The organism is Cytobacillus dafuensis, from assembly GCF_007995155.1.
In the GTDB taxonomy this organism is placed as follows: domain Bacteria; phylum Bacillota; class Bacilli; order Bacillales; family Cytobacillaceae; genus Cytobacillus; species Cytobacillus dafuensis.
The window spans coordinates 3,636,809-3,650,981 of the sequence record NZ_CP042593.1; the positions used below are offsets into that span (position 1 = coordinate 3,636,809).

General features: G+C 36.0%; 12 protein-coding genes. All 12 read right to left on the bottom strand.

Going from position 1 to position 14,173, the window contains the following annotated elements:
• Positions 1-171: 171 nt before the first annotated feature.
• Complete coding sequence (nrdR, locus tag FSZ17_RS17375) at positions 172-633, bottom strand: transcriptional regulator NrdR (RefSeq protein WP_057771944.1); 462 nt, start codon at positions 631-633, stop codon at positions 172-174.
• A gap of 494 nt (positions 634-1,127) precedes the next feature.
• On the bottom strand, positions 1,128-1,502 hold the full coding sequence (gene speD, locus FSZ17_RS17380) for an adenosylmethionine decarboxylase (protein WP_057771947.1): 375 nt from the start codon (positions 1,500-1,502) through the stop codon (positions 1,128-1,130).
• Positions 1,503-1,821: 319 nt separating this feature from the next.
• The gene (locus FSZ17_RS17385; protein WP_057771949.1) at positions 1,822-2,853 is read right to left on the bottom strand and encodes a glyceraldehyde-3-phosphate dehydrogenase; all 1,032 of its coding nucleotides are present in this window, start codon (positions 2,851-2,853) and stop codon (positions 1,822-1,824) included.
• A gap of 175 nt (positions 2,854-3,028) precedes the next feature.
• Positions 3,029-3,640, bottom strand: a complete 612-nt coding sequence (coaE, locus tag FSZ17_RS17390; protein ID WP_057771951.1) for a dephospho-CoA kinase — start codon at positions 3,638-3,640, stop codon at positions 3,029-3,031.
• 20 nt (positions 3,641-3,660) lie between these two features.
• A complete protein-coding gene (gene ytaF / locus FSZ17_RS17395; RefSeq protein WP_057771952.1) occupies positions 3,661-4,296 on the bottom strand; it encodes a sporulation membrane protein YtaF in 636 nt (211 codons plus the stop codon).
• Positions 4,297-4,648: 352 nt separating this feature from the next.
• Positions 4,649-5,476: a DNA-formamidopyrimidine glycosylase gene (gene mutM / locus FSZ17_RS17400; RefSeq protein WP_057771955.1), complete on the bottom strand. Its 828-nt coding sequence runs from the start codon at positions 5,474-5,476 to the stop codon at positions 4,649-4,651.
• 48 nt (positions 5,477-5,524) lie between these two features.
• Positions 5,525-8,161, bottom strand: a complete 2,637-nt coding sequence (polA, locus tag FSZ17_RS17405) for a DNA polymerase I (RefSeq protein ID WP_057771957.1) — start codon at positions 8,159-8,161, stop codon at positions 5,525-5,527.
• 77 nt (positions 8,162-8,238) lie between these two features.
• A complete protein-coding gene (gene hflC / locus FSZ17_RS17410; protein WP_057771959.1) occupies positions 8,239-9,174 on the bottom strand; it encodes a protease modulator HflC in 936 nt (311 codons plus the stop codon).
• Positions 9,174-10,154 (bottom strand): FtsH protease activity modulator HflK, encoded by a 981-nt coding sequence (gene hflK, locus FSZ17_RS17415; protein ID WP_057771960.1) that lies wholly within the window; start codon positions 10,152-10,154, stop codon positions 9,174-9,176. Before hflK ends, hflC begins: the two co-directional genes overlap by 1 nt.
• A 226-nt stretch (positions 10,155-10,380) precedes the next feature.
• Complete coding sequence (gene pnpS / locus FSZ17_RS17420) at positions 10,381-12,150, bottom strand: two-component system histidine kinase PnpS (protein WP_057771962.1); 1,770 nt, start codon at positions 12,148-12,150, stop codon at positions 10,381-10,383.
• A 2-nt stretch (positions 12,151-12,152) separates the two neighbouring features.
• Positions 12,153-12,863, bottom strand: coding sequence for a response regulator transcription factor (locus FSZ17_RS17425; RefSeq protein WP_057771964.1), 711 nt, complete (start codon positions 12,861-12,863; stop codon positions 12,153-12,155).
• Between the two features lie 763 nt (positions 12,864-13,626).
• Positions 13,627-14,103 (bottom strand): MaoC/PaaZ C-terminal domain-containing protein, encoded by a 477-nt coding sequence (locus FSZ17_RS17430; RefSeq protein WP_057771966.1) that lies wholly within the window; start codon positions 14,101-14,103, stop codon positions 13,627-13,629.
• Between the last annotated feature and the right edge of the window lie 70 nt (positions 14,104-14,173).

Here is a 14,173-nt window from a genome sequence, read left to right on the forward strand (position 1 = left end):
TCTTCAGCTCATTAGATAAACTTGGCATTCGCCAAGTTCTTTTTGGCGAATGCCTTAGTTTTTCTTATGCGATCTTCTTAGCGGATATTTAATTGAAAACACACTATATTTTAGTACGTAAATAAACTTAAACTTTCCTATTAGCTAAGAAAAGCGTAAGCGCCTTGCTCATTATTCCTTTTCTTTCTTCATTAATTCCTTTAATTCTTCTATAAAAACATTTATATCTTTAAACTGTCTATACACAGATGCAAATCGCACATAGGCAACATCGTCGATTTTCACAAGTCTATCCATAACCATTTCACCAACAGATTCACTTTGAATTTCAGAAACACCATTGCTGCGCAGTTCTTTCTCAACACTATAAGTGATTTCTTCTAGCTCTTTTAGTGCAACAGGACGTTTTTCACATGCTTTAATAAGACCACGCAAAATCTTTTCACGGCTGAATTCCTCTCTTGTTCCCTCTTTCTTTACAACAATAAGTGGAATTTCCTCGACTTTTTCAAAAGTCGTGAAACGATATCCACACGCCTCACATTCCCTTCTTCGGCGAATAGACCTATACTCATCAACCGGACGGGAATCTAGAACACGTGTGTTATTATTTTGACATGATGGACATTTCATTCAATCAGCTCCGGATTCTATTCGATCAAAAATTGAGATACCTTTATTGTACTATTTAATTGAAAAAAGCCCAATACTTAAAGGAAAACAATTCACAGCTTTTTTGAAGAATTGACTAGTGGTGTTAAATTAGAGGATAAAATGAAACTTCAATCAGTGGGGGTTTTCCTTCATCCCCCACTGATTGTTAGTTGAACCAATCACGCTCAAAACGCCACGTCCTGTGGCTTTCGCCTGACTAGGACATCCTGTCCGTCGTCCGGCTTTTACGGGCTGTTGATCCCCCACTTAGAAATTTATTCTTAACTCAACTTCTTGAAGTGGGGGTCTTACAGCCCGTTAATCTGCGATAAAGTCAGACGATTTGTTTTTTTAAGATTAAGTATTACTTTTCTCGAATTTGAGATATGTCTAGCACCTTGTGCTATTTTTAATTGATAACAAAATAAAAAGAGGTGTATCGATACACCTCTGAATTTTTACTCTTTGTCAAATTATAAAGCATTTGCTTGTTTAACTTGAACTGGACCCATACCTCGTGGAATTTCAATATTCTCACACGTTTCTGCACCTAACGCTTCTGCAATAAAATTTGCAGCAATGCTAGGGTCAAGATCACCACACGTATATACATCAATGCTGGCATAACCATGCTCAGGAAAGCTGTGAATAGTTAAATGTGACTCCGAGATAATGACAACTCCACTTACACCTTGAGGTGCAAATTTATGGAAAGCAACCTCTCGAACTTCAGCTCCAGACTTTAAAGCAGCATCCACAAAAGTACGCTCAATAAAATTCATATCATTTAACTTTTCAAAATCGCATCCCCATAGTTCTGAGATTACGTGACGACCCATCGTTTCCATATTCAAATTTCCCCCTTTAAGAATAATAATGAAATTCTTAATTTCCAGATAACTACCACGGGGGAAAGTTAGTCCAAAGAGGTCCTAACCCTTTAAGTAGCTACTATAAACAAAATTAAAGAAGTTCACGAGGACTAGTATACTTTGTTTAATTTCTTTTTGCAATATGATTTCTTAAAAATTGTGAAAGGACTCGAGTGAGTCCTGCTGTATAAGGCTAAAAATAAATCAAAAAACTATATAGAAATGCAGAATAACACAATAAGGCCTGCCATTAATTAACTGGCAGGCCATCATAAGCTTGTCTAGGTATTTCTAATTAACCTACATTTACCGCAGTAGATTTATGAAGCTCCTGTGCTACATATTTTGTTAGGTCAACAACACGGCAAGAGTAGCCCCACTCATTATCATACCAAGCTAAAACCTTTACTTTATTTGATCCTATTACCATTGTTGATAATCCATCGATAATAGCTGAATGCTCATTTGTATTGAAGTCAATTGAAACTAAAGGCTCATCAGTAATATCTAAAACGCCATGTAATGCACCTTTAGAAGCTTGTTCAAATGCCTCGTTAATCTGTTCAATCGTTACATCAGATTTTAAATCTACAACTAAATCAACAAGGGACACATTTGGCGTAGGTACACGTAAAGCCATCCCATGTAGCTTTCCTTTTAAATGAGGAAGTACTAATGTTAATGCTTTCGCAGCCCCTGTTGAAGTTGGAATAATGGATTGAGCACATGCACGAGCACGACGCAAATCCTTATGTGGGTTATCAATATTATTTTGGTCATTTGTATAAGCATGAACTGTCGTCATTAATCCATTCTCAATCCCAAACTGCTCATCTAAAACTTTAGCTACAGGTGCTAAGCAGTTAGTCGTACAAGATGCATTTGAAATGATATCATGTTCCTGGATATTTAATGCGTTTTCATTCACTCCCATAACAATCGTTACATCTTCATTCTTTCCAGGTGCAGTAAGGATAACCTTTTTCGCACCAGCTTCTAAATGAAGAGCTGCTTTATCACGAGAGTTGAATTTACCAGTTGCTTCAATCACAATATCAATATTTAATTCTTTCCAAGGAAGCTCCTGAGGATTACGGTTGCTCAATAATTGAACACGCTTTCCATTTACAACAATCGCTCCATCTTCAGGAACAACCTCTGCTTCAAATCGTCCATGATTTGTATCATATTTTATTAAGTGTGCCAAAGTTTCAGCAGGGTAGCTTGCATTAATGGCAACCACATCAAGTTTATCATCAAGAATGGCCTTTCTAAATACCATTCGTCCAATTCTTCCAAAACCGTTAATTGCAATTTTCGCCTTCATTTTACGGCTCCTTCCGCATAAGTGTTATACTTTTATTGTTATCCGATGCAATTAGTATAACATATTAATGGACATTTGTAATGATTAAAATATGGATTTTTAATGTTTTATAATTCAGACATATTATTAACCTTATTAATGTATATTATTTAAAATCACATTGAAAAAGAGCCCTTTATAGGCCCTTTTTCAATGCATTCCATTTATTTAATATCTCCATTAATTGCTGTTCGGTTTCTTTGATTGTTCCGTTATTATCAATAACTGCATCTGCTAACTGGATCTTATCCTTTAACAGCATTTGTGAGTTAATTCTCGCGAGTGCTTCCTCCTTCGAAAGCTGATTACGCTTCATTAAACGCTCCATTTGAGTGTATTCGTCCACAAAAACTAATATCGTTTTATCAACCATATAGGTTAGCTTACTTTCAAACAAGAGCGGAATATCTAAAATAACCAATTTTTCACCACTTGCAACAGCCTGATCCCTCTTGCCTAACATTCTTTTTCTCACTGCAGGATGGACAATATTATTTAGCTTTAGACGCTGACTTTCATTATGGAATATGATTGATCCCAGTTTACCTCGATCAATAGATCTGTCTTCAAGCAGAATTTGATCGCCAAAGTGTGCAATGATTTCTTCATATGCTTCTTCACCTTTTTCAACAGCTAAACGAGCCTCTAAATCTGCATCAATAACAGTAATACCTTTTTCAATTAGTAAGGAGGAAACGGTACTTTTCCCGCTTGCAATTCCACCTGTTAAGCCAACAATAATGGACATAGACAAGTCCTTTCTGGAAGTTAAATTTTCCAAATACCAATTACTATTAATAGAAGTCCAGGAACAAATGAGAACCTTTGAATCCAACCGCTATTAGAGAAAACTGATCCTACTTTTAAACCAAAGTAAACAAACATTGAACTCATAATCGCAACAGATAGTGCTAAAAAGTATGGAGAATAGCCAAGCAGTGCTGCTCCAACTCCAGCACCGAATGCATCAAGCGATAGTGCAAGCCCCAGCATTAAAGCTTCAATTCCTGTTATCGTTCCCGATTTATCAAAATCTGCTGACATTGGTTTTTTTAAGATATTAATGACTAATCCTAATGATTTTATTTCAAAATTAACGATCGTTTTTTCATGCGGAAGAACATCCCTTGTTTTTTCAGGTCGAAAAAATTGAAAAAGTACCCATGCTCCAAGACATATTAGAATAATTCCCCCTATACTTTCTTCAAATGCAGGTGATAAAAATTGAATGGTAATATGGCCGATCGTCATTGCAATCATTAATGTGATTGCTGAGCAACACGCAATTATTCCAATTGATTTAAATGGGATACGCATTTTTCTTAAGCCATATGTTAATCCAACACTAAAGCTGTCAATACTTACAGCAAATGCTAGTATTAGAAGTGACATTATTTGCATCATTTAGATAGAACTCCTCCCTGTCAATCAATAAGATAGTATATGGGAGAAGCCTATCCAATGTTATACGAAATGCGGATGCGCCTTGAAGAGGAACGTCAACTAAAAACTGCCACGTCCTGTGGCAAACGTCGACGTCAGCACATCCTGTGCAAGTCCGACAAGCATAAGACGAGCCGGCATAAAGGTTGTTCTTTAACCTTTGTGACGGATTGGCTTATGACCTAGAGGTCGACAAAAACGAGATGTCCTGTCGCATTGTCGACACTAATACGTCTTGTACGTCGGTGCTAGGCGCTGAAGCTAGACAACGAAATGCGGATGCGCCTTGATCAGCGTCTATACTTTGAGAAATTTACTTTTTTTGGCATGAAGGACAGAAGACTGTGCCTCGGCCACCAACAACAATTCTTTCAAGCTCACTGTCACACACTTTGCAATTTTCCCCATTTCTTCCGTAGACAAAAAGCTCTAGTTGAAACATCCCGATTTGGCCTTGAGAGTTCACATACGAACGAATCGTACTTCCTCCTTTTTGAACAGCCTCTGCTAATGTAGAAATAATCTCTTTATACAACCTTGTCAATTCTAAATCAGACAAGCTATCTGCCCGTCTTTCAGGATGTATTCTTGCTCGGAAAAGTGCTTCATCAACATAAATATTTCCTAAACCAACTACAATCTTCTGATCAAGGAGGGCTGTCTTTAAATGTCTCTTCGACTTCGAAAGCTTTACAGCTAAGATTTCTTTCGTAAATGCATCGGAAAGAGGTTCCGGGCCTAATTGCGACAATGGAAGGCAGTCATATTCTTGCCCTTTTAAATAAAGATGCATTGTCCCAAATTTTCTAACATCCTTATAGCGAAGCTCTGTACCATCTGTAAAGTGAAAAATAACATGGGTATGCTTATCAGTCTCATCTGTATTCTTAAAAAGTCCGTATTTCCCCTCCATTCTTAGATGGGAAACAAGGGCAAAATCATCTGAATAAAGAATAAGATATTTACCTCTACGCCCTGTATTAATAAAAGTCTGACCGACTAAGGCATCTTTAAATTGAGCAACCTCTTCTGGATGCTTAATAATTTTGGGCCAAAAAACTGAAACGCTCTCAATTTTTTTATTGAGGATTAATTCATGTAATGTTCGGCGGATCGTTTCCACCTCTGGCATTTCTGGCATCGAACCCCCCCGTTCATTGATATTAAAAAAATATGTGCTTCTACTTTTCTATTTTGCATCAAACCACGTTGGTCCGTATGAGAAATCAACTTTAAGCGGGACTTTTAATTCAACCGCATTTTCCATTACCTCGGGTACTATTTTCTTCAGCACTTCAATTTCTTCTTTCGGCGCTTCAAATATTAATTCATCATGAACTTGAAGAAGTAGCTTTGTTTTCAAGTTTTCATTTTTTAGACGAGCAGCCATATCAATCATTGCTTTTTTAATAATATCTGCCGCACTTCCTTGAATAGGTGTATTCATTGCAGTACGTTCTGCAAAGCTGCGAAGATTGAAATTTCTGCTAGTAATCTCAGGGAGATACCTTCTACGGTTAAGCAAAGTAGATACAAAGCCTTTTTGTTTCGCATCTATTACGATCTCTTCCATATATTGTTTCACGCCTGGATAACTTTCTAAATAACGGTCAATGAAATTTCCTGCTTCTTTGCGCGAAATACCAAGGCTTTGAGACAGACCGTAATCACTAATTCCATACACAATTCCAAAATTTACAGCCTTGGCATGGCGACGCATATTAGAAGTAACTTCCTCTTCACTTACATGGAACACTTCCATAGCTGTTTTTGTATGAATATCCATGTCCTTTTTAAATGCATCAATTAACTTTTCATCTTCTGCAATGTGGGCTAGCACCCTTAATTCAATCTGAGAATAATCTGCTGCAAAAATAACCCAATCCTTATTAGATGGAATAAAAGCTTGTCTAATCTTTCTTCCTTCTTCAAGCCTAATTGGGATGTTTTGAAGGTTCGGATCTGTTGAGCTTAGTCTGCCTGTTTGGGTAAGGGCCTGATTAAATCTCGTATGAACTTTTTCATTTTCTTTATTTGCGATTTTAAGTAATCCTTCTATATAGGTAGATTGAAGCTTTCCTAACTGTCTGTAATGAAGTATTTCCTTGATAATTTCATGATCCTGTTCAAGCTTTTCAAGAACATCTGCAGACGTGGAATAGCCAGTTTTTGTCTTCTTAAATACAGGAAGCCCTAACTTTTCAAATAAAATAACACCTAGTTGTTTTGGTGAATTGATATTAAATTTTTCCCCTGCTAATTCATGAATCCTTGCTTCAATATCTACAAGCTTTCCTTGTATTTCCTCTCCCATTTTCTTTAAACGGTCGAGATCCATCTTAATCCCTGAAGACTCCATGTCAGCCAAAATTAGTGATAAAGGCAATTCCAAATCATAGAATAACTCTGCTTGCTGATTTTCCTGAAGTTCATTGTCCAACTTATCCTTTAAAGACATAAGGGCATCTGCTTTTCTAGAAAGATGCTCTGCAAGCAACTCTTCTTCTGGCACCTTTCTTTTTGCTCCCTTTCCATAAAATGCTTCATTTGATTGAACAGATGTATAGCCATGTTTTTTTACAGCAGATGCGACATCTTCAATCGTTTCAGATGGATCGATCAGGTAAGAAGCGATAAGCAAATCAAAGCTTATTCCAGCTAAATGAATTCCATGGTGTCGTAGTGAGACCTCTGATCTCTTAGCATCATAAACAAATTTTTTCTTGCTCTCATCCTCTGCCCATTGTTTAAAAATAGGCGAAGAAAGTGCTGTCTCTGTTGAAATATAGAAATTGCCTTTATCATTCGTAATGGAAAAACCAAGGATATCAGCATAGTGGTAATTATCTTCCAATATCTCTACATAAAAAGCATTTTCATCAGAAAAAATTTCCTCTGTTAATTCTTTTACAATGGTAAAATCAATTTCTTCTAGATTTACTTCGTCTGTACCAGCTGTTTCGTCACCAAGCTTGTCTAATAAGGAATTAAATCCAAGCTCTTTATATATGCTAACGACTTTTTCTTTGTCGAATCCTTCGTATTCGATTTCACTAATTTGTATATCAACGGGAGCTTCTCTCGTAATCGTTGCCAGTTCTTTACTCATTAAAGCCTGGTCCTTAAATTCTTCTAGTTTTTCCTTTAGCTTTTTCCCGCTAACATGCTCGACAGAATCAAGAAGAGACTCAAGAGTTCCAAATTCCTTGAGTAATTTTAAGGCTGTCTTTTCACCTACACCGGGCACACCAGGAATATTATCAGAGCTATCCCCCATTAATCCCTTCATATCAATAATTCGTTCTGGAGTGATTCCATATTTTTCTTGAATATAAGAAGGTGTATATTCCTCAATATCCGTAATTCCTTTGCGGGTGATCGCAACCGTTGTCAAACTTGAGCTTAATTGGGTTAAGTCTTTGTCTCCTGATATAACCTTTACCTCATAACCATCTTTTTCAGCTTGAAGTGACAGAGTTCCTATAATATCATCCGCTTCATAATTCTCAAGCTCATACCGTGAAATCCTATAAGCGTCTAAAAGTTCTCGAATAAACGGAAATTGTTCTGATAATTCAGGAGGTGTTTTTTGTCTTCCACCCTTATATTCACTAAAAGTCTTATGGCGAAATGTAGTTTTTCCCGCATCAAACGCTACAAGGATATGAGTAGGTTTTTCATCCTCAAGTATTTTTGATAGCATCATTGTAAATCCATAGACAGCATTTGTATGTATTCCTTTATCATTATTCAGCAATGGCAGAGCAAAAAATGCGCGATAAGCAATGCTGTTACCATCAATTAAGACTAATTTTTTCAAATAAATCCCTCCATCAAAAAACCGTTATTTCCTTTCTTCATTCTACCATGAGCAAACAAAGAAAGAAAAATAACGGTTTTAAATTATTCAGTATAACCCATTAGCAAGCGGGCATATGGAGAATCAGACGGCAATACAATGACCGTTTCGCCGTTAATTGTCTTTTTATATGATTCAAGAGTTCTGTATAAAGAATAGAAGTTCGGATCCTTTGAAAAAGCTTCATTATAAATTTTTGCTGCTCCTGCTTCACCTTCAGCACGAATCGTTTCAGCATCTGCTTGAGCTTTTGCTAATATTTCCCTAACCTGCTTATCCGTGTTAGCGATTATTTTATTTTTCTCTGCATCCCCTTTTGATAAATATTCTTGAGCTGTCGATTGGCGCTCAGAAATCATTCTAGTGTACACAGATTGCTCATTCTCAGCTGGCAAATCTGTTCGTTTAATACGAACATCCGTCACAACTATCCCATAATTATCTTTTTCTAATAGTTCATTTACCTTTTCAGTGATTTGGTCATTTAATGAACCGCGTGATGATTTACCATCGTTAATAATATCAGCATAATTTAAACGACCAAGTTCTGCACGAGTGACAGAATAAATGAACTCTTCCATTCTTGATTCTGCACCCTCTAACGTCCTAGCATTAGCGATCATTTTCTTTGGATCTTCAATTCGCCAGACAGCATAATTATCAATAATCATCCGCTTTTTATCTTTAGTATTAATCTCTGCTTCTGATACATCATACGTTAATTGATGTTTTGGAAGTGTTGATACGCTTTGCACAAACGGAATTTTATAATTAAGACCAGGTTCATCTATAATTTTAACAACTTCACCAAACTGGCGAACTACTTTAAATTCTCCCTCTTTCACAACAAAAAGATTACTAAAAATCAGCCCGAGCAACACGAGTAGGATTACAAAAAATATTCCCACTTTTATATATTTTCTCCACTCAAAATTATTTTGGCCATGTTCATTTATATTCACTACATTTTGATCAGACATTATTTCTTTTCACTTCCTTCCTCTTTTTCTTGTGGAAGTTCATTTTCTTTTGGAAGCTCTTTTTCAAGTGGACGAATTGGGAAGTACTTCATGGTGTTCCCATCATCATTCATGATATAAATTTGTGCACTTGGCAGAACTTGCTCAAGTGTTTCTAGAACAAGGCGCTCTTTTGTAATATCAGGATTTTTGCGATATTCTTCATACAGCTTGTTAAAAACCGCAACATCACCACGTGCTTTTTCTAAGCGGGCTGCTTTCTCTCCTTCTGCCTTTAATTTAATGGCAGCCTCTTCACCCTTCACTTCATTCATTCGTTGATTGACATATTTATCTGCTTCATTCTTTTTCGTATTCGCTGTTTCACGTGCATCGGTTACATCTGTAAAGGCTTTACGGACTTCTTCATTTGGAAGTTCAACATCTTGAAGCTTTACTGCTAGGATAGAAATTCCAATGTCATAATTCTTAACTAGCGATGATAATAAATCTCTAACATCTGCTTCAATATCTGCTTTTCCAGATGTTAAGGCGTCATCAATTGATGAATTTCCAATAATGCTTCTTAATGAAGCAGATGTTGCATCATAAAGAATTTCTTTTGGATTTTGCGCATTATATAAATATTTTTCAGGATCTGTGATTTTCCATTGCACAACTAGATCTGCTAGAACTATGTATTCATCGCCTGTGATCATTTTTGTTTCTTCGGGAAAGTCCTTCATTTTTTCAGCTTTTCCTTCATAGCCAAATTGCAGACTGAATGTTTCTTTGGAAACCTTTTCAACAGTTTGAATTGGCCATGGTAATTTAAAATGGAGACCAGGCTCTGTTATGCCTTCCTCAACCTTTCCAAAAGTTAAAATAACAGCTTGGTCAGATTCATCAACTGTATACCATGTAGTAAATGCTGTAATACCTAAAATAATAATTAAAAGTACAAGTCCAGTTATTGTATATATTTTCTTTAAGCTAACCATTTTCTCTCCCCTTCCTTTTACTTTTTATAACATTTAATACGATTTATTCTAAAAAAGGTTTCAATTATATAACGAAAAAAGACGAAAGCGGGGTATGCTTTCGTCTTTTTTCATTTTTAGGATGAAAGGGTATTTCACTTATAATTGTAGCAACCATATATTAAGAGGAAGTTTACAAATTGTTAAGATCATGTAAAAGCCACCCTTTTCCCACTTCATCCATTCATTAGCTAATCGGAAATTTTTTATTCAATTCTACTAAGAATCTTGTCCCTTTACCAACCTCACTTACAACATGAATTTTTCCTTTATGCGCCTCTACTATATGTTTTACTATAGCAAGCCCTAGCCCTGTTCCTCCAGAATTACGGCTTCGTGCTTTATCCACTCTATAGAATCGCTCAAATATCCTATTTATTTCTTCTTTTTCTATTCCGATCCCAGTGTCTTTTACTTCTACAAAAATATTTTTTTCTGTTTCTGATAATGAAAGTGAAACACTTCCTCCATTTGGAGTATAAGAAATAGCATTCGAAACTAAATTAATAAAAATCTGTTTTAGTCGATTTGCATCTCCCTCAATGTGCATTGGTTTATGCCCTTGATCAAAGGTAATCTGTATTTCCTTTTCTACAGCTTTTTGATTTACAATGGCAATTACTGCATCTAGTGTGTCTGTAATATTGAATGTCTGAATATTGAGACTGAAACTATGTTGTTCGATTTTTGAGAGATCCAACAAATCATGAATGAGCGACTGCAATCTGTCACTCTCTTGCAGAATGATTTTTATAAATGCTTCTAATGCTTGTTTGTCTTCCATGGCACCATCTAATAGCGTTTCTGAAAATCCTTTAATTGAAGTAATCGGAGTTTTTAATTCATGAGAAACATTCGCTACAAAATCCTTTCTCATTTGTTCAAGCTTCTTCAGATCCGAGATATCATGGAAGACTAGAAGGACTCCCTTCCATACATCATTCGTTCCAATAATCGGCGCCCCATATACCTCAAAATACCGTTTCCTACTTCTTAAAGGAATGATCATTTGCTTTTTTATCTTTTCCTCTGTCATAAAAATCTCTTCTATTAATGAGCTGATTTCTCGATGTTGAATCACCTCATAATATAGCTTATTTATAAATTCATCAGAATTTGAAATAAATATTTCTTTATAAGCACGATTCACCATGTTGATGTAACCTTTGCTGTCAATTAATATCAATCCGCTGCCCATGTTTTCGATAAGGGCTGCCAGCCTGTCTTGGTGCATTTCCTGGGATTTTCTCATATCCTGCAGGTTCCTTGCTAAGACATTAATTGAAGCACTTAGCATTCCAGTCTCATCAATATGATCCTCATATGTTCGGGCTCGATAATTTCCCTTTGCAAGTTCAATTGCAGCATTTGTTGCTGACTCAATTGGCTTAGTATAACGTGCTGTAATCCTTGAACCTAATAAAAGGATGACAACAAATGAAAAACCTAGGCTAATCGTTAACAACCACCATATTTGTTTATATGCATTATTAATTTCAGTCATTTTTGAACTAAGAAAAATATAGCCCTCGATTTTACCAGCTTGAAACACTGGCTTCCAATAGTAATGCAAATCATCGCCGGTGATGTCTTCAATTAAATAATGATTTTTACCTTTTTTCTTGATCATATCATTAATATTGTTTTGGTGTTCCTCATAGCTAGGTTCTTTTAACTTTCCACTATCATAAATAATGGCTCCTGAAATATCTACAACTGTTACACGAGCATCAAGCATCCTACTAAAATTATCTATCGTTTCATTTTTAAAAGATCGTATACCGCCTTCTTCTTCAACAAAACTTGATACGATTTCGATTTCTTTAATTAATCGCTGATCAAAGGCATTTAAATAATAACTTTTGAAAAGCTGCCCTAATAGTAGACCTAATCCGATTAAAACTGCAGATATTAAAGTGATTAGTGCAAAAAGGAGCCGTGAACGAAATTTCGTCATACTTATTTAGGCTCCTCTAGCTTGTACCCTAAACCACGAATTGTCTTTATATATATAGGCTTTTTAGTATCTTGCTCAATTTTTTCTCTTAGATGGCTAATATGCACATCAACAATTCTTGTATCACCAGCAAAGTCATAGTTCCATACCGCACTTAATAATTGATCTCTCGTCAGTACACGGCCCTTATTTTTAGCTAAATATAGCAGAAGTTCAAACTCTTTTGGTGTTAATTCAATTAATTTCTCTTCAAAATATGCCTCATATTGATCAGGGAAAATTTTCAGACCTGAAATTTGAATATTATCTAATTCCTCTTCGATTTTCTCCATCGTCTCCGTTAGAGTTTGGGTTCTTCTCAAAATCGCTTTAACCCTTGCTATCACTTCTCTTGGACTAAATGGCTTCGTCATATAATCATCTGCACCTAGTTCTAAACCAAGAACTTTATCAAATTCATCATCTTTTGCAGTTAACATTAGTATTGGGGTCATTACCCTATTTTGGCGGAGTTCTTTACAAACCTCAATTCCATCCATCTTTGGCAGCATGAGATCAAGCACAATTAAATCAGGATTTTCTTGGATAGCAAGGTCCTTTCCTTCTTCCCCGTCCATAGCTGTTATCACATCATAACCAGCCTGCTTTAGATTGTACTCCAATAATGTTAAAATTGATTGTTCATCATCTACAACTAGAATTTTCTTCCCCATTTTATCCTCCGTTTTTCGGTATTACCCCTAAATTAGCCCGAACTATATAGGAAATTAACTAACCATAGTTCTATAATTCTGAGCTAACAAAACCCCTTTTATACCATCCTAATAATAATATATACTGGCAACCAAATTGTAACAAGAGCAACATTAGAAGAAGTGCCTTCGAAACACTCGATAGACAATTGTTCCTTTAATGCCTACTCGCCGCCACTTTCCTTTTACTGTTGCATTGTCGACACTAGTAAGTCTTATTCGTCAGGTAGCTGCTTGCTATAGTCAGCAATCTAACTTCAAAGAAGTTATTCTTATAATATAAATAAAGAGACATGCAAGTTTGCATATCTCTTAGTAAAATAATTAGAAAAACTCAGCGTTCGCCAAGTCTTTTTGGCGTATGCCTTAGTTTTTCTTATGCGATCTTAATAGCAGATATTTAATTGAAAACACTCATTACTTTAGTACGTTTATAAAGTGAAACTTCAATCAGTGGGGGTTTTCCTTCATCCCCCACTGATTGTTAGTCACGCTGAGCCTGATTGAATTTTCTAAGGGCTGAGGCCCAAAGAAAATTCTTATTTCACCAATCACGCTCAAAACGCCACGTTCTGTGGCTTGCGCCTGACTAGGACATCCTGTCCGTCGTCGGGCTTTTACGGGCTGTTGATCCCCCACTTAGAAATTTATTCTTAACTCAACTTCTTGAGGTGGGGGTCTTACAGCCCGTTAATCTGCGATAAACTTAAACTTTCCGATTAGCTTAAAAATTTTCAAGTGCTTCGCCATCCATACCTTGAATGCGATGTGGGGGACATACAAGTAATGATCCACGAATAACCGTTTCTTCTTCTTCATTTGTACCTTGTACTTTAATTTGAATTGTATGACTACTATTGCTAACCTCTGTAACCTCAAAAAGAAACTGAACAGTTCCGTAATGATATACTGGCTTAAGATATTCGATATCCTGCTTTAGTATATGGCTTCCGGGACCTGGTAAATATTTCGAAACGGCAGAGTTTATAATTCCATTTAGCATAATACTAGGAACAATTGGCTTTTTATAAGGAGTTTGTGATGCATAATCATGCTGGATATAAAGCGGGCTCGCATCATTAGTAAGTCCAAGATACAATAATAAATCTTTATCCTCTATTTTCTCTGTTAATGTAAGTTTTTCGCCAACAGAAATTTCTTCGATTCCTCTTCCTAACTTCCTCTTTTTTCCAAGTAACATTTTTGCTGCACCTCCATAGTTATGTAAACGGTTCCAATGATACTTTTAAAAAATAAACTAAATAAAATCT